Raw genomic sequence first — 23,402 nt, forward strand, 5'->3', positions numbered from 1 at the left:
ACTCGATTTTTATTAACACGATAATAACGAGAATTCAAATTATAGGAGGAATAATGTTATGTTTCCAGGTGGAAAAATAAATCCAAAACAATTAAAACAAATGGAAAGAACCATGAAAAAAATGGGTATGAACATGAAAGAACTTAAAGGAGTAGAAGAAGTAGTGATTGTACTCAAAGACAAAGAAATAGTAATCAAAGATGCTGAAGTAAACATCATGAACGCTATGGGACAAGAAACATACCAAGTTACAGGTAAAGCAGAAGAAAGAATAAAAAACAGTGAAAGTACTGAAGAAGCAGAGATATCTGATGAAGACATTGAATTAGTAGCATCACAGACAGGAAAATCCAAAAAAGAAGCAGAAAAAACTTTAAAAGAAACTAATGGAGATTTAGCTGAAGCTATAATGAGGTTATCCTAGATGACAACTATTGTCCATATATCAGATTTACATACTGGTTACACTCAGTTTAGAGAAGACCTATTACTACAAACTATTGATGAAATAAATGAAATGAAACCATCTGCTGTAATTATTACAGGAGACTTGACAGATCATGGATTCTATAGGGAATTTGTTGAAGCAAAGAAATACATTGACATGATAGAACCTACTAAGATAATAGTACCGGGAAATCATGATGCACGTAATATTGGTGACGAAGTATTTGAAGATCTCTTTGGTGAAAGATATGGTACTCTTGAATTAAAAGAGGAAGCAATAAAGATAATAGGATTGGACAGTAGTGAACCTGATCTAGGACATGGTAAAATTGGTCGACTTCAGAAGAAATTCATGGAAGAAGAAATAGCCGATGCTAAGGAAAGAGGATTATTTATAATAATAGCTCTTCACCACCATATCATCTCTATACCAAACACTGGAAGAGAGAGAAATATTCTAAGTGATGCTGGAGATATATTGTTAGCATTACTGAAAAATGATGTTAACCTAGTATTATCTGGACACAAACACGTTCCACATTTATGGAAGATGAAAAATACGATATTCTCTACTGCAGGAACAGTTTCATCAATGAAGCTAAGAGGAAATACTTGTCCTTCCTATAATATTATAGAGATAGACAATCAATATGTTGAGATAACACAGCATAATTCTGATGGAACAGAGAAAGAATTAACACAACCATAAATCTAATTTAGATTATAAAAGATAACTATAAAAAATGTTATATACAGATATAATTATTAATAATGGAACAGTTTTTTAAATTAAAATAAACATATAAAAGGTGATCTTTTGAAAATAATTGTTGATGGGTCAAATGTAGCATATTACGGACAACAAGCTGATGAAGAAACAGGAAAAGTAACACCCAGCTTAAAGACTCTAAAAGTAGCTATAAATACCCTTAAAAAGTTAGGACATGAACCAATCGTTCTAGCCGATGCACCACTACGACATGAAATTGATGATAAAGATGGCTTTAATGAAATGATTCAGAACGAAGAAGTATTCCCAGTACCAGCTGGAACTATAGCTGATCATTACATATTAAACCTAGCATATGAAAAAGACGCAAAAATATTATCAAACGATTTATTTAGAGATTATAGAGACGAATTTCAGGATATAGACAGTCGAAGACTACCATACAGAGTAAAAAATGGTCGCTTCCAAATTGGAAAACCAGCGCCTCCTAAAAAAGTAAAAAACATACTTCAAAAAATCTGTTCTAAATCATTAAATGAATTTGAAAAAAGAGGATTTGACGTATATAAATCTAAGAAAAATCGTAAATTTTCAGGACTTGCAGTAGCACAGGAAGCTATAAGCAGAGTAAGTGATGAAGACGCAAACGCTATTGATTCAAAACTAGAAGATGTATTCTTAAAAATACCAATATTAAACAAAATGGTAAGCTTTGTAGATGAAGGAATGGAAGAATCAGACTTCCTAATATTCGTACTGGTAAACCCAAAAGATTACAAAGAAGCAGTACGTAACGCAGGAACAATAGCAATAACCGTAAGAAACAAGTTAAACCTTGACCACTCACCACTAGTAGCAGTAAGAAATGACTTATTCACAAGACCTGGAACATTCGAATTAAACATAATATACTCAGATGAAGTACTAGAAGAATCACCATACAACCTAGACATAATAATAAATGACTCAGATTACTCATTTATTAAACACAACTCAAGAAATATAGCAAGTACAATGGCAGCCAGACTAGGAACATGGAAATTCCCAATAGTATCAGTAAAACCAAGTATGTTAATGGAAAAACCAGGACAATTCGAAATTTCAATAGAACGTGGAGGCAAAAGATAAATGGCTTTTGAAGGATTATTAAAAATCCTATTCTCTCGTCTATTAAATAAAAAAGTTATTAGTATAGGAACAAATTACTACGCTACAAATGATTTAGAAACAGAATATGTTTCACTCATAAACCTCACAAAAACAATGCTTGTAGAAATCAAGCCTGCTGAGATAAATAGTCAAAGTATTTTTCAAAACCTTGAAAGAGAAATAGATCAACGTGACCTACCATTAAACAGGAAATTCATTGAAATCAGACCAGCAGAAAATAAAATCAATGAATATGCACTGCTAAGTAACATTATAATGGGAAATGATCGTTATCTATACATAGAAATATTCAAACGATCACCAGTTATAGAATCTTTCGCAAAGATGGTTGAAGTAGTAGGTGGAGAAATCATAGAAAAAAGTAAAACAGAACTTGTTTCACACATGCCTTCAAAGAAGGAAGGTATAAGAATAGCAATTAAAATGATTTCTCTGGGAATGCAGCAAGGAGTTAACGTAAGAGGAGCAGTGGGAATGACTGGTGCAGCCTCCATTGAAAGAGCAATAGAAATGGATGCTCAAATAGGAGAAGTGTCAGGAGTCGGATTCACCAAACTCGGAGGAGAATATGGTGTAATATTCGAAACAATACCTACCACTGAAAAAGTTAAACTCACACCTGTACAAGTAGACAATTTTATGTATATAGATGCAAAGGATTCCACAGGATTTATATCAAAATACGGAAAAGACAGGCTCATAGAGATTATGAATGATATTAATGCATACATAGCCAATGAGGGACAAGGTAAAATTGAGGGTTACCGTGTAGGTGGAGACGATTTAATTATTAACTATCCATCAAAGTCCATAGCACTGAAAACAGGACTGGACTGTGCATGGTATGCATTAAATAATGGACTAAATCTACGAGTAGGAATAGGAAACAGTAGAAAAGAAGCTGGAGAAAATGCTCATCTAACAGATTCAATCAAGATACATGACAACACACCAGTAATAGTATTTGACATGGCAAATGGTAAATACGCATACTACATACCAACAGAATTCACAAGATCAATGATAGACTATCTTACAACAAAATCTGCAACACTAATTGGAGTATTCATATTCATATTCTTGTTAACACTGGTTGGTTGGAATACTGGAAACATGTGGCTAGGATTAATAGGTATACTGATAACCCTGATAATCGTAGTAGCCACAGGAGAATAGGGGAGGTATTAAAATTAAGTCATCAACAAATTCAAAGATAATACTTGTATTAGTTGTAGGAATAATTGCAATGCTATGTGGCTCACTAGGCGCAACTGTAATACACTTCGATGCACCCTCCCTAGATTTAGGAAGTTTATTCGAAAACAATGGCACAAATAATACAACACTGAACAATACAACAAACGAAACAAACAATACTACAATAATATACGAACAAACAAGCAATAACAATTACAACAACTACAATACAACTTCAGGTAAAGGAAATAATTCAAATAACAATAATAATAACCACAATAAGAACAATAACAATAATAACAACAATAACAACAACAATAATAATAATAATAATAATAACAATAATAACAATAACAATAATAAAAACGGTTCTGAAAATCAACAACAAAAGAACAATAATTAATGGAAACAACATATAAATAATAAAAAATTATTATTAAAATAAAATATTACGAATACTCAAATAAAATAGGGGAGTATTCATTTTTACTCTTAATCTTCTTTTCTAGAATGAAAATTATTTTTTAAAAATTTCTTTTTATAATACGGATGATATGATGAAAATTTTAGACAATGGTATATGTTCCATTAGTAGTTTACAAGCTAGTGGATATAAGGAAGGTAAATATGGTGTAAGCATACTTTACCATGAAAACTCAACAGCTGCTGCTGTTTACACACAAAACAAGGTATATGCAGCTCCTATTGATATTACAAGAAAACATTTAGAAAATGGTAAAATTTCAGCTGTTATAATTAACAGTGGAAATGCTAACTGTTATACTAAAGAGGACGGTATGAAAAAAGGTTTAGAATTAGCACAGCTTGTTGCTGATACATTAGACATTCCGGTTGAGGATGTTGCAACAGCATCTACTGGTGTTATTGGTAGGCAGATGCCTATGGATATTATTAAACCAGTAGCAGAGGAATCTCTTAAACGTCTTGGTAATAGCAGGGAATGTGCCAGCTGTGCAGCTGATGTTATTCGTACAACAGACCTTGTCAGTAAGGAATGTGCTGTTGAATCAGCATTAAATGATGGCACCGTCTTCAGAGTAGCTGGTATGTGTAAGGGTTCTGGTATGATTGCACCTAATATGGGTACTATGCTAGCATTCATAGTCACAGACCTTGAAATGGATAAGGATACATTACAGGATGCTATACGTGACAGTGTACAGAAATCATTTAACATGGTTGTTGTTGATGGTGATGAAAGTACTAATGATACTGCATTATTAATGAGTACTAATGATGTTAAAGGTGCTGTTGATGATAACTTCTATGAGGCACTTGATTATGTATGCACTAACCTTGCTAAGAAGATTGCGAAGGATGGTGAGGGTGCCACCAAGTTAATAGAAGTTGTATGTGATGGTGCTGATAGCTATGATGATGCAGTTGTTGTGGCTAAAAGTGTTGTATCCAGTAGTTTAGTTAAAACTGCTGTTGCTGGTGCTGATCCTAATTGGGGTAGAATTATTAGTGCTATGGGTTATTCTGGTGTTGATTTTGACCCGGATAATATTTCTATTAGTATTGGTTCTGGTGATGATAATGTTGTTATTGTTGATAAGGGTACAGTTACAACTTATGATGACCCTGAGAAGTTAGAGGCTGCTGAGAATCTTATGCAGAAGGATGAGTTAATTATACGTGTTAATCTACATGAGGGCAGTGAAAATGCTACTGCTTACGGCTGTGATTTAACGTATGATTATGTTAGAATTAATGCGGAGTACACTACGTAGATATTTTATTTATTTTGGATTATTTAATGGAGTTAGTTGAGATTTATGGTAGAACAAGAACAGTTAGAAATTAGTAATGTTTTAATTGAAGCATTACCTTATATTAAGAAATTTCATGATAAGAAGATTATGATTAAGTATGGTGGACATGCTATGATTGATGAGCATGCTATGAGTTCCACTGCAAGAGACACAGTATTACTTAAATATGTAGGTATGCAGCCTATTGTAGTTCATGGTGGTGGTCCTGAGATATCACGTTCCATGGATAAAATGGGTAAGGAACCTAAATTTATTGGTGGTTTAAGAGTTACTGATAAGGAGACCATGGAGATTGTTAAGATGGTTCTTGTTGGTAAGATCAATACTGAGATTGTGTCTAAAATCGGTTTACATGGTGGTAAGAGTTTAGGTATTTCTGGTAAGGACGGATATCTTCTTGAATCATCACGTAAGGGTCCTACAAAGATCAGACATGAAGATGGTGAAATATTAGAGGTTGACCTTGGATATGTTGGTAAGATTGATAAGGTTAACAGGAAGATTGTTGATGATTTAACTGATAATAATTATATTCCGGTTATATCACCTCTTGGTATTGATAAGGATGGTAATACTCTTAACTTGAATGCTGATACTGTTGCAGGTTCTATTGCTAGTAGTGTTGATGCTGAGAAGTTAATTGTATTGACTGATGTTCCAGGTATTTTAACTGACCCTGATGATCCTGATAGTCTTATTAGACGTATCAGAACTGATGAGTTAAAAGAGTTAATCCGTGAGGGTGTTATTACTGGTGGTATGATTCCTAAGGTTGAAACTTGTATTAATGCTGTGGAGAATGGTGTTAAAACTGCTCATATATTGGATGGTAGACTTAATCATTCTATATTACTTGAGATTTTCACTAAGCATGGTATTGGTACAATGGTACGTGAATAATCACCCTCTCTTTTTATCTATTTTTTTAAGTGAAGAATATTTTTTTATGTAAAAGTTATTTTCAGTGTTTTATTATGAAATCTATAAAGTTAACAGATGATGAGATTAGTAAGTTTATTTATCAGACTCGTAATTTACGTCATGAAAAGCCTCACCAGTATGAACGTATCCGTATTAAGGATGGTGATGTTGTTCTTATTTTGTATAATTCTAGGAAGTTAGTTTTTAATGACAATAGTAGTACCCGTAATTTGCTGGGTTCTGTCTTAGAATTAAAAGAATACAATTCCACAGGTGAAACTTATACTAATAATAAAAGTATGCAGTATAATCCTGATATTTTACTAGATGACTATAGTTTTACCATAGGCTCTGATGAAACTGGTAAAGGTGAATGGTATGGACCGCTTGTTGTAACAGCAGTATCTACATCACATGATGATAATTTGAAATTAAAACGTATTGGAGTGACTGATAGTAAGAAATTATCAACAAAACAAATCTATAAACTATACCCTAAAATAGAAAAACTAGGCATTAACAGCAGAACAATCATTCTTAAACCATTCAGTTACAATAGATTATACCAGAAATTCACCAGTAAGGGAAAAAACCTGAATCACTTACTGGCATACCTTCATTCAAAGGTTATAACAGAATTACTGCAGGATATTCAGACAACAGATGTACTGGTTATTATTGATAAATTTGATTATAAAAAGATGAATGAATATCTTAACATTAATGATAAAATCAAAGTAATACAGGAATCAAACGGTGAAAAATACATACCCGTTGCTACAAGTAGCATAATAGCAAAATACAATTATGAACAAACCTTAAAAGAAATAGAAGAAAGATATAATATTAACTTAAGAAAAACAAAACCAAAAAATATTAACAAAGACGTAATAAATAAAGTTGCAAAAACACACTTCAAAAACGTTAAACCATACGCATATTAATAAATTAATTATAAGGAGCAATATAAAATGAGTAAAATAGATGTAGCAATAATAGGTGCTAGTGGATATACTGGCGGAGAACTAATGAGAATACTACTAAGACATCCAAAAGTAAACATAAAAACTGTTACAAGCCGTAAAAATGAGGGAGAATATGTATCAGAACTACATCCAAATCTAGAAGGAGTAGATCTTAAATTCACAAACCCAAAACCAGAGGATGTGGATGCTGATGTTGTATTCAGTGCACTTCCACACGGAGCATCAATGAAACTAGTGCCAGAATACCTGAACAATGGATCAAAGGTAATCGATCTAAGCGGAGATTTCAGATTCAGTGATTATAAAGTGTATGAGAAATGGTATGGAATGAAACATTTACATCCAGAATTAGATGCAGTATTCGGATTACCTGAGATAAACAGAGACCAGATAAAAGATGCAACATTAATAGCTAACCCTGGATGTTTCCCAACAGGAGGAATATTATCTAGTCTACCAATAGTAGAAAACCAGTTAGTAGATAGAATAATTCTAGACAGTAAAAGTGGTGTAAGTGGAGCAGGAGTAAAACCTAATGAAAGAACACATTACCCGACCTGTACTGATAACGTTAAACCATACGCTATAGCAAACCACAGACACACACCTGAAATAAGAGAACAACTAAGAAACTTTGGTAGTAAAGATGTTAAAGTATCATTCACACCACACCTTGTACCAGTAATTCGTGGAATACTCACAACTAATCACAGCTTCCTAATAAAAGATGATGTGACAGCAGAAGATATATACAACCTATACAGTGAATACTATAAGGATGAACCATTTGTACAGGTGTTAAAGGATAATAAAGTACCACTGCTAGCAAGTGTACGTGGATCTAACAACTGCCAAATAGGTGGTATTTCTCTTGATGATGAAGACCAGCTAGTAGTTATCTCTGCAATTGATAACCTTGTTAAAGGAGCATCAGGTCAGGCAGTTCAAAACATGAATATCATGTTTGGATTTGATGAGACAACAGGATTAAAAGAAGTAGGATTATATCCTTAAAAGTACATGTAAGTATAAATATCAAAATAAACTTTATATAACTAGGTGGCTTATAAATGACAGACTTAGTAATATACTATACAAGAACAAATAAAACAAAGACTATTGCAGAGGAAATAGCAAAAGAAAAAGATGCTCAATTATTAGAAGTTATTGATAAAACAAATAGGGATGGATCAATCAAATTCTTAACTAGTGCAATAGATGCAATGCGTGGAAAGAAGACAAGCATTGAATATGATGCTGTGGATTTATCAGAATATGACACAATATATATTGGTTCTCCAGTATGGGCATCTAAAGCAACACCAGCCATACTTGAGTTTGTAGAGGAAAATGACTTTAATAATACTAATGTAGTAAGTTTTGTAACACTTACAAGTAATGGTGCAGAAAAGGCTCTGGATAACTTAAACGATGCTATAAAATCAAAGGGTGGAAAGATTATCAGGTCTTTCTCTATTATAACAAAAGATACAGATATCATTAAATTAACCCATGATGCATTAAATGATGAATAAACTATATTCATCTATCACCCCTTATACTTAAACTATTTTTTAAAAGAAACTAAATCAAAAAATATAAACTTGAATGAAAAACATAATAATAAGTATAGAACAAAAATAAAGTAAATTTTTTTTAAATTATATAAACAATAATTGAAATAGGGGTTAAAAAAAATATGAATGATATAGTAATTTATTATTCAAGAACAGGAAAAACAAAATTAGTAGCTAAAACAATAGCAAAAGAAATAGCTGCTGATACACAAGAAATTAAAGATTTAACAAATAGATCTGGTCTACGTGGCTTCGTAAAAGGAGTTATAGACATAAAATTCAACGCAAATACCGAAATAAGTCCTGAAAGAGTAGATTTAAAAGATTATGATACAATATATATCGGTTCCCCTGTATGGGGTGCAAGAATAGCACCAGCCATAATGCAACTAGTAAACAACTGTGACTTTGAAGGCAAAAACGTTATAACATTTGTAACAATGAGCGGATCAGGTTCAGATAATGCATTATCAGAATTAAACAATCAGATAAAAACAAAGAAAGGAAACATAACCAACTCCTTTGCAATAATTACTAAAAACACTGACATTCCCAAATTAACAAAGAAAGCATTAAATGATTTGGAGAATTAAGATGAGAAGCTTAGTTATAGTATACTCTAATTCAGGCAACACATTAACCGTTGCAAAAACAATTAAAAAAGAATTAAAAGCTCATTTAAGGGAAATTACTGATTATACTATCCATAGAACAGTTCTAGATTATCTGTTTACTAGTGCTATTGATTCAGCTAGTATTAACCCAAGAAAGATAGATGTTGACTATTATGAAACAATATTTATTGGTACACCTGTATGGTTAGGTAGTGTAACTCCTGCAATAAAGAAAATTATAGATAACACCGATTTCAAAAATAAAAATGTAATATTATTCAATACACTAAAATGTATTGGTGGCGACATTGCCATGAAACGTCTTGCAAGACAAGTGAAAAAACATAATGGCAATGTCATAGGTGGCTTCTCCATATACAGTAATGGAACAAAAGAAGATATGATAAATAATACACGAATAGCCTTATCAGATTTTAATTTAGTATAAACATGTAAAAGAGGATTATTATGACTGTTTTAGTAACATATTCAACAAATAAGGAAATCAGAATTGTTTCAGAATTCTTAGCTAAAAGGGTGAATGGTGAATGTATAGAAATAATTGATTTAAAAAGAAAGAAAGGTTTCTTTAATAGTATTCGTAATAATTATAATGCTATGCGTTCTACTAAAACAGAAATTCAGCCAAATAGTATAGATTTAAGTAAATATAATCTTATTTTAATGGGAAGTCCTTCTACACTAGGTAATCCTTCACCCGCTATATTAACTTTTATAGATAATTGCGACTTTAAGAATAAGGATGTAATTATATACACAACAACTCATACCAGGCAGGGACATGGCGTCTTAAATGATATGAAAAAAAGAATTGAATCAAGAGGTGGTCGTATAATCAATTCTTTTATCATAAGAGTTAATGATAAAACTGAGGAAGAAATTATTCGAAACACTTTACGCGTAATCTATGCATTAGATTTAGATTTATATCTATAATAAATCATTATTCTTATTTTATTTTAAAAAAAATTAGTAGTGAAGGAGATTAGTATTAGTTTTTGTTTTCTTCTTTTATTTTATTCTTAATTATATTCCATACAGCTTGTTCTTCACCACAGCCCGTGACTATTATATTAGAATATTCTGATTCATTAATTAGTTTTACAATTCCTTTTATTCGTTTGTCGAAATCATATTCTATTGGATAGTAACTTGCATTTAATCCACTTTCAACTATTTTCTCATAGTACTTCTCTGCAGCATCTAAGGATACTCTTCCAGGAACTACTGTTATATGTGTTGGATTAACTGTTTTTAATGTTTTTAGATGATCTTCAAATATTTCTTCTTCATTAGCATCTGGCGTACAGTATATGAATTCTGCTTCTGAATTAAATAATTCCCTTTTCATGAATAATACATTTACTTTTAATGCATCACATTATCTCCCTGACCTATTCCTACTAGTTTATCACCTAGTTTTTCTACTTCAAATCTGCCTGGTGGTAGAATTGAGAAATCAAGTGAATTGAAATAATTTGTTATATTAGATTCAATATTTTCAGGTTCAGGTGTGAAGCATGCATATGCTGTGAGTGATGCTAGTGTATTATATACGTTATGTGTACCAAATAATGGTAGACTTAGCTCTACATCTATAGATACATTATCATCAAATGAATAATTGTACACAGAACCTATCACATGAACATCTAATCTACCATTTGAACTTAGTACTTTTGTAACTTTAATATCTGGTTCATGACGTGCGAATCCACATTCACATGAATACACTCCTCTCTGATTCATGTAATGACGTGAATATTCTAATTTTTTACCACATCTTGGACAATAAGAATCTGCTGGTTCATAAACATCTTCCACCATGTCTGTATCTAATCCATAATAAATTACATGGCCCTCCTCTTGCTTGTTTAATCCAATATTACATGTATTTGGATCATCAGTGTTTACCATTACAACTCCATTCATCATGTCCTTAGATAGTAATGTTTTAGCCTTCACATATTGTTCAAATGAATTCTTCTTACCAAGTACCTGTGTATGCTCACGGGATATACTGGTGTATAATACTCCTTTTGGCTGAACATACTTCTGTACTTTGTCAGGTATTCCATGTTCAATATCTCTTATACCATATTCAAAGACTCCGATATTAGCCTTTTTTGAAAGTAATGCCGTTGTAAGAGCATATATTGTATTATTATCCACACTAGATATAATATCCGTATCTTTAGATAATAGGTTTATTAGCATGGTTGTAGTGGTTGTTTTACCATTAGTTCCAGTAATAAGAATTGAACCTGTTTCTAATTGTTCGTTTGCAAGTTTTTTAATAGAATCTAGGCCAGCATACTTTATAAATAAATACCCCGGATAAGATTTACCTCCTGTTGGTAAGACTTTTAATAATTTATAAGTAAACTGGCTAAATTTTTTAGTTAAGTTATAATTATTCAACCTCGTATCTCCAAAAAAAAATTATCAATAAAACATATAAACTAAATATAATTAAGTTATAATCTAAAAATTTAATCTTTCTAGTTACTTTTTTGTATAATATACTATATATATTTGATATTTTTTAAATGAATTAAAAGATTCGATTATGATTAAATAAGATAAAAAGAGGTTATATTCAATAAATAGAATAATATCAAGAAATCAAAATTAAAAAAGAACTATAATACTTGAAAATAAAAAAACAGGATTAGGAAATTCAAGTAAAATTAATAGTAAGTATATTCCTATTTCAAAAATAATTTAGTATATATCTAATTTTATATATTTAAAAAAATATAATTATACTATAATAAATATCCTTATGATAATTATTAAAAAAGTTTCTTAATAAACAAAAATTATAAGAAAAAATATTAAAATCATAGACATAGGAGACAAAGATACATGGTAGATATAATAAAATATATTACCCGCCAGTCTCATAAACCTCTGATTTTAATTCCTGTGATATTAATGATACTTTCACTCTTATATCTAGGAGCCTTCGGATTAAATGAAGGTGTAGATTTAAAGGGAGGTACCATGGTCACAGTAGAACTAAAACAAAGTATGACAGAATCACAAATAACAGACTTAGTTCAAAGTAACCTGGGAGTAAGTGATGTTGAAACATCCTTATCAGGTAACACAGCTACAATAACCATATCTGGGGATGTAGATCAGGCCGAATTTGACCAGAAATTCAGTAATCAATTCAATATACTGAGCTTCAGAAGTGTAGGTGCTCTGCTAAGTCAAGCTGCGATGGATCAGATAGTATATGCATTACTTTTTGCATTTGTATTTATGGCCATAACAGTATTTTTTGTATTTAGAGATTTAGTTCCATCTGCTGCTATAGTCTTATCAGCATTATGTAACATATCTATTGCAGTTGGTAGTATGTCACTATTTGGCATACCATTATCTGTTGCTAGTGTAGGTGCATTACTGATGCTTATAGGTTATGGTGTGGATACAGATATATTATTAACTACACGTTTACTAAAACGACACGCTGGAGATCTTGATGATCGAGCAGAAGGTGCATGTAGAACAGGTATAACTTTAACATTTGCAGCATTAGCCTCAATGGTTGTATTATTTGTAGTTGTTAAAGTATTCATTCCATCAGCACAAGTATTAGAAGACATATCAGCAGTACTTATTATGGGATTATTATCAGATTTATTATCAACATGGCTTATGAACCTGGGTATACTCAAATGGCACATGGAAAGAGGTGGTCACAATTAATCAAGCCACTAAACAATTTCTAAAAAGACCTAGAACAATAATATTAGCAGTACTACTTATTGCTAGTGTTGTATCTATTGCTGTATTTGGATTACAAGAAGGTCTTGACCTTGCAGGAGGATCAATGATACAATTACATCTTGAAAAACCTGTAGACCAAGATACAATGAACACGGTAACCGCAGTGTTAGATAAAAGGTTAAATGCATTTGGTATTAGTGATGTTCAGGTAAGACAGAGTGGTGATCAAGATATTATAGTTGAAATAGCGGGAGTGCGACCTGAGGAAGTAGAACATATTATTAGTACTCCGGGTAAGTTCGAAGCTAAAATCAACAATAAAACAGCTCTCACTGGTTCAGATATTACTAGTGTTTCAGGAGCAGAAGTAACAGGTACCCAGTGGAAAGTACCGTTTTCAGTATCAACAGATGCTGCAAATAAATTTGCATCTGTTGCTGAAGGTCAAGCTGGATCTACTGTAGATATGTACCTTGATGATAAATTAATATCATCACCACAATTAGATGCTGGACTAGCTAACGGTGTAGGATCAACTGATATTGAAGTATCTGGTGGAGAACAAACAAAAGAACAGGCACAAAACCAGGCAAATGAAATACACACAGTTCTAGAATCTGGTGCATTGCCTGTAAAACTTTCAATTAGTGGAGTTAACAGTGTATCAGCAGAACTAGGTTCCCAATTTGAAACCGGTGCATTAATTGCTGGTTTCCTAGCATTACTAGCTATTGTAGCCGTAGTATCTATTAAATATAGGTCACCATCATTAGTAGTTCCTATCATAGTAACTAGTTTATCAGAATTAGTGCTTATCCTAGGATTTGCAGCTGTAACACATTGGAACTTAGATTTATCTGCAATTGCAGGTATAATTGCTTCCATTGGTACTGGTGTAGACGACCAAATTGTAATGACAGATGAAGTACTTGCTAGACGAGACAGAAGTGACAGGAAAAACATTGTTAAAACAAGAATTAAACATGCATTTTTCATAGTATATGCTTCAGCAGGTACTTTAATTGCAGCAATGCTACCTTTAGCTTACATTGGATTTTCAAGAGGTGCAACAGGAATAGGTATGCTTACTGGTTTTGCAGTAACTACTGTAGTAGGTGTACTTGTAGGTATCTTTATCACAAGACCTGTGTTTGCAGATTACATGGAAACATTCCTTATTAAAAGTCCTCAAAGTCAGATGCGTGAAAGAAAATCTGGAAAAAAACCTAAAAGAAATAAGAAAAAAGGTAGAAAAACTATTGCTAGAGAAGAAGCTCAGAATAAATAGATTTCTTCTCTATTCTTCTAATTTTTTTTAACATTTTTGTATTATTATCTACTTTTTATAAAAATTATACTAACTTCTAAATATTAAGAAAAACTAATTTTATATTATGTTAAATAAGAATCATCCAAGATATCAATCATTAGTATATAGAGATAAAATAGTTAAGGCTCATGAGAATGGAATACTAGCAGATTCTGGTATGATAGCACATGGACGTGGAGAAACATTTGATTATTTGATTGGCGAGAAAACAACAGATAATTCACAGAATACTATTGATGTTGCTGCATGCTATTTTTTAACTAGTAAAAATCCTGTATTAAGTGTTAATGGTAATACAACAGCACTTGTATCCGAGGAAATTGCACAGTTAGCTGATTTATTAGATATTCCTGTTGAGATTAACTTGTATTATAGAACACCTGAAAGAATTGTTAATATTGAGAAAGTTTATAAGGATTTAGGTGTTAAAAACATACTTGGTACAGATGATGATGATTTTATTGATACTCCTGATTTAGACGGACCAAGGTCTCCTGTGAGTATTGAGGGAATTAAAAAGGCTGATTTAGTATTTATACCATTAGAGGATGGTGACCGTGCAGAGAAGTTATATGCTCTTGGTAAAGATATTGTTAATGTTGATTTAAATCCATTATCTAGAACAGCACAGACTTCTACAGTTACTATTGTTGATAATATTGTAAGGGTTATGCCGGCACTTATTAAATCTGTTGAGAAATACAGTGATTATGATAATTCAGATCTTCAGGAGAAGATTGATAAATTTAATAATAATGTTAATTTAGATACAGCTATTCATGATATAATTAAAAGATTTGAGTAAGATTAGTATCATATTATTATTTTTATTATTTTTAGATAAGTTAATTAGGAGATAGTGATTTTGAAGGTTTTTGGAGTAACAGGTCTTCCAGGTTCAGGAAAAAGTATAATTTCACGTATTGCTAAAAAAGAGGGAATATATACCATTAGTATGGGTGATGTTATACGGGAAGAAGCTGAAAGACGTAATATCACTACTGGTAAGGCAGCAGTTATTTTAAGAAAGAAATATGGTAATAATGTTGTTGCTAGCAGATGTGTTACAAAGATTAAAAATCACTCTAAGAATAGACATAATAAGAGAGCTACTGTAAAGAAGATGTACAATAGTCGTACTAATCATAATAAGCATCCACCTAAGAAGTATAAGAAAATAGAACAGGATATTTATCTTATTGAAGGTATTCGAAGTCCATATGAAGTAGCATATTTCAAGAAACATTTTAATAATTTCAAGGTAATTGCTATTCATTCTAGTCCAAATGAACGCTTTAATAGATTGAAAAGAAGAAAAAGAAATGATGATTCTCCTGATTATAACAAGTTTGTTGAAAGAGATCAGAGAGAGTTAAATTTTGGAATTGGTAAGGTTATTGCATTAGCTGATTATATGTTAATTAATGAGGGACCGATTCCTAATTTTAAGAATAATGTGAGAGCACTGATTACAAATGAAATCAAACCTAAACGGAAAAACATCAATAGAAAACGTAAAAGTAAAAATAAAAACAAGAGTAAACAGAACAGAAAATATCAAAAAGGTAAAAAACAGTATAATAAACATAACAACAGAAAAAACCATAATAAACAGAACAGAAGATAATTACCTATATACTATAGGTGACATTGAATTATTAAGAACTATTAGTAAGCTCATTAAATCTAATGAAATAAGTGAAGTTGCAAACACTATACTTAACAAGAATAAACAAGATAATGGTATAACCTTTTTTATTAATAAACAAGCAGCATATCATAATAAATTTCATATGATAGATGAGAATATGTCCACACTGGATGATATTGAAGTAATAATAAATACTCAACAGCCAGATGCTGTTATAGATTGGATATTAAACTAAGAATAAAAAAAATAGTAAAAAGATAATTCATGAAGGGGGATTATAGTATAACTATTCTAAACTATAATCATATTTTTCTTCTAGATGAGCTTTGGTAATATTATAAATACCGCTATCAACATCCCAGTAAACATCAGCCTCATCAACTACAATACGTCTATCATACATTGGAGCATCAAGTACTAGTGTTTCAGCTTCTCCTCCCTCAAATGCTGGATGAATACCATATTTCTTATTTAGTTTTACTAATTCATCCACTGTTTCTCTTGTTATTTTACGTCCCAGCCATTTCTTATCAAGACCATATGCTGCCACACTTGTGATTATTACTTCAAATCCAAGGTCTACTATTTCATTCATATATTCAACAGGGTCTTGATGCCACATAGGTGATATGCATTTTAATGATAATTTTTCACAAATACCCCCTATACGTGACCTTTGATATTCAGATGCTAAAGCACCAGTATATACTGCTTCCACATCTTTATCTTTCATACGTATGAGTAATGATTCTAAATCACCTAATTCCTCTTCTTTTATTCCATCAGTTAATACATCAATCACTGGAATTTCCATTGCTGCTGAGCAATAATCAACCATGTGTATATCAGGTACATGGAACATGTATGATTCCTTATTTCTAGATACCATTGTTAATAAAGCATATACCTCATCACCATTTTTTAGTGCATGATATACTGCCATTGTACTATCTTTACCACCAGAATATAAAACAACTGCTTTCATTTAATAACTCCCTATACTTATATCAATGTTTAATATTATTGTTTTTATTACTTTAAAAAAATATGTTATGTAAACTTGTTTTAATCAAAAAATAAGTATTATATAAAAATAATTTAATAAAAAAAAGTTAAGAAAGTGGAATATAATATTACTCTCTTCTTTTCGGTTTGATTCTCGGAACTTTTCGTTCTTTAGAAGAGTTATTATGTTTTTCCTCTTTCTCTTGTTTTCTAGGCTCTGATTTTTTATTATTACCTGATGATCTACGGAATATATTAGATAATCCACTGAATCTGCCGCCCTTATTTTCATCAGTTTTTTCTCTTGTTTTCAAATCATCTTCAGATAATTCTTTAAAGTTTTTGTTTGAACCGATATTCTGTTTAGGACTTTGATCAAATGAATCATCAAATATATCTATTGAATCTTTTCTAGGTACTTTATCATTTTTAGAACGCCTACGATTCTTAGAATTATTCTTCTGTCCAGTTCCCGGGACTGTTTTTCTTTTAATTCTATCTCTTGATGTTTCTCTGCGTGAATTTCTTCTTTTCCTATTATTTCTGAAAGTGTATATACTATCAATAAAGAATCCTGCAAGTGCTACAATAACACCTATTATACCAGATATTAAAATTACATTTGTTTTGTCTGGCATGTATTGATTTATTGCATTGGTTCTGTCCTCTGTCGGACCAGAAACATTAACTATCATTGCATTATTCTGAGATATTGCTGACATAATATTAGTAACATTATTAGCTTCTACTGTTGCATTAGCTGTCATTGCAGTATATCTCAAGTTGGTATAGGTACCTTCACTAAATACCCCGTAAATACTATTTAATACAGCTTGTGGGTCTCCACCTTCACTAATTCTAACAAAGAATGTATTATTACCTGTATCTTCAACAGAAACAATATTATCATTACTGTTATTTATTGCTGTTTCAAAGTTCGATTGGGCATTATCCGAGTCAAAGTTACCGTCAACTTTTATTGTAATTCCTTCATATTCAACCTTCTGAACTCCATGTATAGAGCTTATATTTTGAATGATTTCTGTCAGATTTCCGTTTGTTGATAAATCCATTTCTATAACATCGCTTCCAGTAACACTATCCTCTACGAGTGTACGGGTAAAATCTGGTACATCATCCATTATAGGTGATAACAAGAATGCTCCTCCAACCACACCTACAATTAATCCTAGTAGAACTACTGTGATTAGATTCTTTTTACCAATGTACGGTGTTAATAGTGCTGTTGAAAATACGAATATCATTGCTATAACAAATAGTATCAACATTATTACAATTGTCAATGCATCCATATTTTTCCACTCTCTTAAAAAAAGAATAAAATATTCTTTCCCTATTAGTTTTTAATCATGAATATTTTTGTTAATTACTTTATTAGTAGTTTATCATAAATAATAAAATAAAATAATTTAATAAGTAAAAGTAACTATAATATTATATATACAGAATAAAATGTATAAAAAAAATAATTTAATTCGATTTATTTAACCGAAAATAATCATTTAACATAATAAATGCGAGGTTTAACAATGAAAGAATTACTAAAAAAATTATCTGAAGCTTGCGGAATTTCAGGCTTTGAATCAGAAGTACGCGACATAATAAAAGATGAACTAAAAGATCACGTAGATGAAATGGAAACAGACGTAATGGGAAACCTAATAACAACACACAAAGGTAAAGAAGGAAAACCAACAGTTATGCTAGCTTCACACATGGACGAAATCGGTCTAATGGTAAGTTTCATAGATGATGATGGATATTTAAGATTTGTTAAAATCGGTGGAATCAACGACCAAATGTTACTAAACCAGAAAGTATACGTACAAACAGAAAATGGAGAAGTACCAGGTATAATCGGATCCAAACCACCACACATTACAAGTGCAGCAGAAGCTAAAAAAATCATACCATACAAAGACATGTTCATAGACATCGGAGCAAAAGACAAAGAACAAGCAGAAAGTTTAGTATCAGTTGGAGACCCAATCGTATTCCACACTGACTTCGAAGAATGTTTAAATGATCTTGTAATGGGTAAAGCATTAGATAACCGTGTAGGCTGTGCAGTAATGACAGAAGTAATGAAACAGACAGACTGTGATGCTACAGTATACGGTGTAGGAACAGTACAAGAAGAAGTAGGATTAAAAGGAGCAAAAACAGCAGCATTCAAATTAAACCCTGACATGGCAATTGCATTAGATGTAACTATTGCAGGAGACCACCCAGGAGTAAAACCTGAAGATGCACCAGTAAAAGCAGGAAAAGGACCTGTAATATCATTCGCAGATGCTAGTGGTAGAGGTTTATTAACACATCCAATGATGAAAAAATTATTAGTAGAAGCAGCAGAAGCAGCAGGAATTGACTACCAAATAGAAGTAGGAGACGGCGGAACAACAGATGCAACAGCAATACACCTTACAAGAGAAGGAATTGCAACAGCAACATTATCCAGTGGTTCAAGATATATCCATACACCTATAAGTGTAGTTAACGTAAAAGATGTTGAAGACACTGTAAAGCTAATCCTCGAATTCCTTAAAAGATTATAGATGAACTCTACTTCATCTACCATTTTTTTTAAACTCCACAAATAGAATAAGATAATGCTATTTTTCTATAAAACTAATTTTAATAAAAAAAGAAAGAAGTATTGATGAAATTAATTTATATTAACTCCACCCATCTGAATATTACTATTCAATTCTAATCTATTAGATGAACTATCAAAATTATTTCCCTTAAATTCTGTAGCAGAAACATTCTGATAATTATTATTTGAATTTGTTCCTCCAAGATTAATCTTAGATATAATATGACCTACTGGCTGATTTAATCCTATATTTACACCACCAATATCAATAGTAGTAGCAATATTAGTTTGGCCGTTAGGAATTCCTTCAATATTAACTCCACCAACACTAGTTTCAAAGTTTAAATTATTTAAAGAACCACCATTTAAGTCAATATTTGCTCCTCCAGCTGTCATGTTACTATTCAATGAGTTAACTCTTGCACCATTGGATACGTTAATAGCATATCCGCCAGCAACATAATTTACATTAATATCATAATTGTACTTATTACTTAATACAATATTATTTCCTGTCTCATTACCTGTTACATTAACTTCTAATGTATCTCCATTAACAGCGTATGTTACTTTGCCTTTATTATTATCTGAGGATATGTTGTATATATTATTAGAATCTGTGAAGTTTATATTTGCTCCACCTGTCGGACTGTTGATATTTAGTACAACTCTTTGTATTGAACTGTTATTTGTATTGTTTTGTAATATTTGAGATAATTGATCCTCAGTTAATTGCTGATATGTTATGTTTGATTGTTCTTCCTGAATACCATTATATAATGAATAACCAACAAGACATACAGATATTATTAAAGCTATTATTATTAAAATACCTATTATTTTATCGCCTTTCATTATAATAACCCCACGATAACAGTTAATATTAGAATTAGTATACCATATGTTGCTAAGAATGATTTACCAAAACCAATTTCAAATTCAGTGTTCACAGCTGTAATATTAATAACCATTCTCCATGGAATTACTAATAATATAAGTGGCATTATTACCATGTTATTAATACTTGTTAATGCTAATCCTAGGATTAAAAATACATCTAATACACTTGAATATGATATTAAATTCAGTGTACTACGATAACTTCCTTTACCTCCCAGAATCCTTGAAAAAATGTATATGAAAATAGCTTGTATTACCTTAAATAGTAATGTTACAATAATAGCGCCTATTACCAGGAATACTATGACTATAGGTTCTCCCGTAAGAAGCCCGATAATCAATCCAAGAAATGCAGAGTAAAATATAGCAGATATAATACCATTATAATCTCTACTCTGACTTTTTAGATAGAATAGTTCGTCTGGCGATATTAGAACTTTACCACTTTCAGTAAAAAAGCTTATAAGTCTAGACATCATGATTTATAGTCTATCATAAATATTATTTATATATAATAGTGAAAGAAGAATAATATTTAAAAAAAGAACTAAATTAACAGGTTACACTGAGAACATGAGTTTTAGAGATTTTATATATTCAATTTTAATTGAATAAAATTTAATAATAAAGAAGTATGAAGTATTAAGTAATACTTAATAAGGATGAAAAATTATGAAAGTAATAACTGTAATCGCAAGTCCACGAAAATACGGAAATTGTAGTACAATAGTAAAAGAAATGACAAAAAGTATACAAGAAAATAAGGGTGAAAATACTATTTACTACGTAGATGATATGAATATAAAACCATGTCAGGGATGTAAAGCGTGCAGAAATCCTAAAAAACCAAGTAAATGTATAATTAATGATGATTTTAGAAAAGTTATGGATGAAATGGAAAAATCAGATGCCCTTATATTTGCTGCTCCTAATTATTTTGGAGAAATAAATGCACAAGGCCATATATTCATGGACCGTTTTTATTCCATGACAAAAAGTACACCAAACCAGTTAAAAGGTAATAAAAAAGCAGTAATTATATTCACTTATGGTGCAAAAACAGGTACTTATGATGAATACATACAAAAACGAGCAAGACTTTTTGAATCAATAGGCCTCAAGGTACATGAAATACTATCTGTTGGTGATGGAAAACCATTAAGTGGAAACAGTGAAGAATTACTAGAAAGGGCTAGACAAATTGGACGCGAAATATCAGTAAAACGAAACGATGAAGAATACGAGATAATAAGAATACTTAGAAGTAAAGACCGAGTATTAAAAGCAGAAATAATGTCTGACGAATTAAAAAAGAAGATTACAAAACTTGAAATGAAAAGATTAGATGAAATGGTACCTGTAATAAACAAGGGATTGAAACAAGCATTAGATGAAAAAGAAGCAATAGCAGTAGTTATTGACAATACAGATGTAGATGTTTCAATCGAGGATTACACTCCTTCACTAACACTACAATCAAATAAAGGTACAATAATTGGAGAAGAAATCTATGACCCAAATGAATTAGAGGAATTAAAACATAATCCTAATGTTTATTTCATATCAGACTATTTTGCAACATACCCTAATCTATCAGTACCCGGCGAAAAACAATTCTTCGTAGTATCAGAATTAGAAGGTGAATTAGATTACGAAGATGAATTAAAAAATAGTGTAAGTAGAATGGTAATCTCATCACCATCAACAGAAGCAGATCATTACATTAAAAAAATATTAAATATCCCACAGAAAGAAAAAATCACAACATTAATCATTGGATTCACAGAATAATTAATAACTAAATAAATAAAATAATAACATTTAATCCTGACTTTTTCTATTAAAAACTATGAATAAAATCAAAGACCATTTAAATAAACGATATACCCAATTTTAGCCTTATTATTATCTATAATTACTTAAATATAAAAAAACATAGTAAATATCAATCATTTTAACTAAAAATAAATAGATGAAAACTATGGAACAAAAAATGGAAAAAGAATACACGATACTAAACATTCTTAGAAGTAAGGATAGAGTATTAAAAGCAGAAATAATGTCTGATGATTTAAAAAAAGAAATTACAAAACTTGAAATGAAAAGATTAGATGAAATGGTACCACTGATAAACAAGGGATTAAAAGAGGCATTAGATGAAGAAGAAGCTATTGTAGCAGTTATCGATAAAACAGATATTATTCTTCCGGATGAAGAATTAATACCTACATTAACTCTACAATCAGAAAATGGTAGAATAATAGGAGAAGAAATATATGACCCCGAGGAATTAGAGGAACTGAAAAATGATCCAAATGTCTATTTCATATCAGAACATTTTGCAACATATCCTAACCTATCCGTACCTGGTGAAAAACAGTTCTTCGTAGTATCAGAATTAGTAGGCGAACTAGACTATGAAGATGAGCTGAGAGATACTGTAAGTCATATGGTAATAGCCGCACCATCAACAGAGGCCGACCATTACATTAAGGATTTATTTAAAATCCCACAGGAAGAAAGAATAACCACATTAATCATTGGATTTACAGAATAAAAAAATACAGCATATCTTTTTTTTAATTATTCACCTGATAAATTTTGTTTAATTAATTTAATTATAACAAAAACATCCCCTCTTGTTTTTAACTTTTCATATATAATTACTTAAATATATAAAACCATAATTATTATTA

Annotated in this window: 26 protein-coding genes and 1 pseudogene; 21 read left to right on the top strand and 6 right to left on the bottom strand. The window is 31.0% G+C overall.

The genetic code is table 11. The features are described 5' to 3' along the window. Positions 1-58 precede the first annotated feature (58 nt). The 13 genes from OTK55_RS07255 (at position 59) to OTK55_RS07315 (ending at position 10,395) form a co-directional block, all read left to right on the top strand. Positions 59-424: a nascent polypeptide-associated complex protein gene (locus OTK55_RS07255; RefSeq protein ID WP_274871515.1), complete on the top strand. Its 366-nt coding sequence runs from the start codon at positions 59-61 to the stop codon at positions 422-424. Further along, positions 425-1,156 carry a metallophosphoesterase family protein gene (locus OTK55_RS07260; RefSeq protein ID WP_274871516.1) on the top strand — a complete coding sequence of 244 codons (732 nt, stop codon included), beginning with the start codon at positions 425-427 and terminating at the stop codon, positions 1,154-1,156. A 108-nt stretch (positions 1,157-1,264) separates the two neighbouring features. Beyond that, complete coding sequence (locus OTK55_RS07265; RefSeq protein WP_274871518.1) at positions 1,265-2,305, top strand: NYN domain-containing protein; 1,041 nt, start codon at positions 1,265-1,267, stop codon at positions 2,303-2,305. Next, on the top strand, positions 2,306-3,523 hold the full coding sequence (locus OTK55_RS07270) for a hypothetical protein (protein WP_274871519.1): 1,218 nt from the start codon (positions 2,306-2,308) through the stop codon (positions 3,521-3,523). A gap of 70 nt (positions 3,524-3,593) precedes the next feature. Beyond that, entirely contained in the window at positions 3,594-3,947 is a 354-nt protein-coding gene (locus tag OTK55_RS07275) for a hypothetical protein (RefSeq protein WP_274871521.1), read from the top strand. Between the two features lie 154 nt (positions 3,948-4,101). Beyond that, positions 4,102-5,298, top strand: coding sequence for a bifunctional ornithine acetyltransferase/N-acetylglutamate synthase (gene argJ / locus OTK55_RS07280; protein WP_274871523.1), 1,197 nt, complete (start codon positions 4,102-4,104; stop codon positions 5,296-5,298). 45 nt (positions 5,299-5,343) lie between these two features. Beyond that, positions 5,344-6,240: an acetylglutamate kinase gene (gene argB, locus OTK55_RS07285; protein ID WP_274871524.1), complete on the top strand. Its 897-nt coding sequence runs from the start codon at positions 5,344-5,346 to the stop codon at positions 6,238-6,240. Between the two features lie 74 nt (positions 6,241-6,314). Then, the gene (locus OTK55_RS07290) at positions 6,315-7,205 is read left to right on the top strand and encodes a ribonuclease HIII (RefSeq protein ID WP_274871525.1); all 891 of its coding nucleotides are present in this window, start codon (positions 6,315-6,317) and stop codon (positions 7,203-7,205) included. A gap of 27 nt (positions 7,206-7,232) precedes the next feature. After that, positions 7,233-8,261, top strand: a complete 1,029-nt coding sequence (gene argC, locus OTK55_RS07295; RefSeq protein ID WP_274871526.1) for an N-acetyl-gamma-glutamyl-phosphate reductase — start codon at positions 7,233-7,235, stop codon at positions 8,259-8,261. A 56-nt stretch (positions 8,262-8,317) separates the two neighbouring features. Continuing rightward, positions 8,318-8,782 (top strand): flavodoxin family protein, encoded by a 465-nt coding sequence (locus OTK55_RS07300; protein WP_274871527.1) that lies wholly within the window; start codon positions 8,318-8,320, stop codon positions 8,780-8,782. A gap of 164 nt (positions 8,783-8,946) precedes the next feature. Further along, a complete protein-coding gene (locus tag OTK55_RS07305; RefSeq protein WP_274871529.1) occupies positions 8,947-9,417 on the top strand; it encodes a flavodoxin family protein in 471 nt (156 codons plus the stop codon). A 1-nt stretch (position 9,418) separates the two neighbouring features. Further along, positions 9,419-9,886 carry a flavodoxin family protein gene (locus tag OTK55_RS07310; RefSeq protein WP_274871530.1) on the top strand — a complete coding sequence of 156 codons (468 nt, stop codon included), beginning with the start codon at positions 9,419-9,421 and terminating at the stop codon, positions 9,884-9,886. A gap of 20 nt (positions 9,887-9,906) precedes the next feature. Next, positions 9,907-10,395, top strand: a complete 489-nt coding sequence (locus OTK55_RS07315) for a flavodoxin family protein (protein ID WP_274871531.1) — start codon at positions 9,907-9,909, stop codon at positions 10,393-10,395. A 55-nt stretch (positions 10,396-10,450) separates the two neighbouring features. Here OTK55_RS07315 and OTK55_RS07320 read toward each other — a convergent pair whose 3' ends face one another. Together OTK55_RS07320 and OTK55_RS07325 are read right to left on the bottom strand one after the other, a co-directional pair. Further along, positions 10,451-10,810 carry a hypothetical protein gene (locus OTK55_RS07320; RefSeq protein WP_274871533.1) on the bottom strand — a complete coding sequence of 120 codons (360 nt, stop codon included), beginning with the start codon at positions 10,808-10,810 and terminating at the stop codon, positions 10,451-10,453. A 17-nt stretch (positions 10,811-10,827) separates the two neighbouring features. Continuing rightward, on the bottom strand, positions 10,828-11,880 hold the full coding sequence (locus OTK55_RS07325) for a Mur ligase family protein (RefSeq protein WP_274871535.1): 1,053 nt from the start codon (positions 11,878-11,880) through the stop codon (positions 10,828-10,830). A 447-nt stretch (positions 11,881-12,327) separates the two neighbouring features. Between OTK55_RS07325 and OTK55_RS07330 the strand changes: the two genes are divergently transcribed. From OTK55_RS07330 to OTK55_RS08625, 5 genes and pseudogenes are all read left to right on the top strand, one after another. Then, on the top strand, positions 12,328-13,179 hold the full coding sequence (locus OTK55_RS07330) for a protein translocase subunit SecF (RefSeq protein WP_274871536.1): 852 nt from the start codon (positions 12,328-12,330) through the stop codon (positions 13,177-13,179). After that, complete coding sequence (locus OTK55_RS07335) at positions 13,166-14,488, top strand: preprotein translocase subunit SecD (protein WP_274871537.1); 1,323 nt, start codon at positions 13,166-13,168, stop codon at positions 14,486-14,488. Before OTK55_RS07330 ends, OTK55_RS07335 begins: the two co-directional genes overlap by 14 nt. A 106-nt stretch (positions 14,489-14,594) precedes the next feature. Continuing rightward, complete coding sequence (locus tag OTK55_RS07340) at positions 14,595-15,335, top strand: phosphopantothenate/pantothenate synthetase (RefSeq protein ID WP_274871539.1); 741 nt, start codon at positions 14,595-14,597, stop codon at positions 15,333-15,335. Between the two features lie 60 nt (positions 15,336-15,395). Next, positions 15,396-16,157: an AAA family ATPase gene (locus OTK55_RS07345; protein WP_274871540.1), complete on the top strand. Its 762-nt coding sequence runs from the start codon at positions 15,396-15,398 to the stop codon at positions 16,155-16,157. Continuing rightward, positions 16,108-16,281, top strand: a pseudogene (locus OTK55_RS08625) (hypothetical protein); the annotation flags it as partial. The gene OTK55_RS07345 and the pseudogene OTK55_RS08625, both read left to right, overlap by 50 nt. A 186-nt stretch (positions 16,282-16,467) precedes the next feature. Here the strand turns inward: OTK55_RS08625 and OTK55_RS07350 are convergent. Beyond that, positions 16,468-17,166: a diphthine--ammonia ligase gene (locus OTK55_RS07350; protein WP_274871542.1), complete on the bottom strand. Its 699-nt coding sequence runs from the start codon at positions 17,164-17,166 to the stop codon at positions 16,468-16,470. Between the two features lie 148 nt (positions 17,167-17,314). Further along, complete coding sequence (locus OTK55_RS07355; RefSeq protein WP_274871543.1) at positions 17,315-18,499, bottom strand: hypothetical protein; 1,185 nt, start codon at positions 18,497-18,499, stop codon at positions 17,315-17,317. Positions 18,500-18,736: 237 nt separating this feature from the next. Here OTK55_RS07355 and OTK55_RS07360 point away from each other — a divergent pair, with 237 nt between their 5' ends. After that, positions 18,737-19,765 (top strand): M42 family metallopeptidase, encoded by a 1,029-nt coding sequence (locus OTK55_RS07360; protein WP_274871544.1) that lies wholly within the window; start codon positions 18,737-18,739, stop codon positions 19,763-19,765. Between the two features lie 110 nt (positions 19,766-19,875). Here the strand turns inward: OTK55_RS07360 and OTK55_RS07365 are convergent, their stop codons facing one another. Both OTK55_RS07365 and OTK55_RS07370 read right to left on the bottom strand, forming a co-directional pair. Beyond that, complete coding sequence (locus OTK55_RS07365) at positions 19,876-20,661, bottom strand: hypothetical protein (RefSeq protein ID WP_274871545.1); 786 nt, start codon at positions 20,659-20,661, stop codon at positions 19,876-19,878. Then, positions 20,661-21,185 (bottom strand): YIP1 family protein, encoded by a 525-nt coding sequence (locus OTK55_RS07370; RefSeq protein ID WP_274871546.1) that lies wholly within the window; start codon positions 21,183-21,185, stop codon positions 20,661-20,663. The genes OTK55_RS07365 and OTK55_RS07370 overlap by 1 nt, the downstream gene beginning before the upstream one ends. Positions 21,186-21,378: 193 nt before the next feature. On the opposite strand from OTK55_RS07370, the gene OTK55_RS07375 reads away from it, so the two are divergent. Then, positions 21,379-22,497: a flavodoxin family protein gene (locus tag OTK55_RS07375; RefSeq protein WP_274871547.1), complete on the top strand. Its 1,119-nt coding sequence runs from the start codon at positions 21,379-21,381 to the stop codon at positions 22,495-22,497. Between the two features lie 190 nt (positions 22,498-22,687). Continuing rightward, positions 22,688-23,263, top strand: coding sequence for a hypothetical protein (locus OTK55_RS07380; RefSeq protein ID WP_274871549.1), 576 nt, complete (start codon positions 22,688-22,690; stop codon positions 23,261-23,263). Positions 23,264-23,402: the final 139 nt, after the last annotated feature.

The sequence above is a fragment of the Candidatus Methanosphaera massiliense genome, assembly GCF_028890305.1.
GTDB lineage: Archaea > Methanobacteriota > Methanobacteria > Methanobacteriales > Methanobacteriaceae > Methanosphaera > Methanosphaera massiliense.

Coding starts and splice junctions, on each gene's coding strand:
- OTK55_RS07255 (WP_274871515.1), top strand. CDS start 59: ATGTTTCCAGGTGGAAAAATAAATCCAAAACAATTAAAACAAATGGAA.
- OTK55_RS07260 (WP_274871516.1), top strand. CDS start 425: ATGACAACTATTGTCCATATATCAGATTTACATACTGGTTACACTCAG.
- OTK55_RS07270 (WP_274871519.1), top strand. CDS start 2,306: ATGGCTTTTGAAGGATTATTAAAAATCCTATTCTCTCGTCTATTAAAT.
- OTK55_RS07275 (WP_274871521.1), top strand. CDS start 3,594: ATGCTATGTGGCTCACTAGGCGCAACTGTAATACACTTCGATGCACCC.
- argJ (WP_274871523.1), top strand. CDS start 4,102: ATGAAAATTTTAGACAATGGTATATGTTCCATTAGTAGTTTACAAGCT.
- argB (WP_274871524.1), top strand. CDS start 5,344: ATGGTAGAACAAGAACAGTTAGAAATTAGTAATGTTTTAATTGAAGCA.
- OTK55_RS07290 (WP_274871525.1), top strand. CDS start 6,315: ATGAAATCTATAAAGTTAACAGATGATGAGATTAGTAAGTTTATTTAT.
- argC (WP_274871526.1), top strand. CDS start 7,233: ATGAGTAAAATAGATGTAGCAATAATAGGTGCTAGTGGATATACTGGC.
- OTK55_RS07300 (WP_274871527.1), top strand. CDS start 8,318: ATGACAGACTTAGTAATATACTATACAAGAACAAATAAAACAAAGACT.
- OTK55_RS07305 (WP_274871529.1), top strand. CDS start 8,947: ATGAATGATATAGTAATTTATTATTCAAGAACAGGAAAAACAAAATTA.
- OTK55_RS07310 (WP_274871530.1), top strand. CDS start 9,419: ATGAGAAGCTTAGTTATAGTATACTCTAATTCAGGCAACACATTAACC.
- OTK55_RS07315 (WP_274871531.1), top strand. CDS start 9,907: ATGACTGTTTTAGTAACATATTCAACAAATAAGGAAATCAGAATTGTT.
- OTK55_RS07320 (WP_274871533.1), bottom strand. CDS start 10,810: ATGAAAAGGGAATTATTTAATTCAGAAGCAGAATTCATATACTGTACG.
- OTK55_RS07330 (WP_274871536.1), top strand. CDS start 12,328: ATGGTAGATATAATAAAATATATTACCCGCCAGTCTCATAAACCTCTG.
- OTK55_RS07340 (WP_274871539.1), top strand. CDS start 14,595: ATGTTAAATAAGAATCATCCAAGATATCAATCATTAGTATATAGAGAT.
- OTK55_RS07350 (WP_274871542.1), bottom strand. CDS start 17,166: ATGAAAGCAGTTGTTTTATATTCTGGTGGTAAAGATAGTACAATGGCA.
- OTK55_RS07355 (WP_274871543.1), bottom strand. CDS start 18,499: ATGGATGCATTGACAATTGTAATAATGTTGATACTATTTGTTATAGCA.
- OTK55_RS07360 (WP_274871544.1), top strand. CDS start 18,737: ATGAAAGAATTACTAAAAAAATTATCTGAAGCTTGCGGAATTTCAGGC.
- OTK55_RS07365 (WP_274871545.1), bottom strand. CDS start 20,661: ATGAAAGGCGATAAAATAATAGGTATTTTAATAATAATAGCTTTAATA.
- OTK55_RS07370 (WP_274871546.1), bottom strand. CDS start 21,185: ATGATGTCTAGACTTATAAGCTTTTTTACTGAAAGTGGTAAAGTTCTA.
- OTK55_RS07375 (WP_274871547.1), top strand. CDS start 21,379: ATGAAAGTAATAACTGTAATCGCAAGTCCACGAAAATACGGAAATTGT.
- OTK55_RS07380 (WP_274871549.1), top strand. CDS start 22,688: ATGGAACAAAAAATGGAAAAAGAATACACGATACTAAACATTCTTAGA.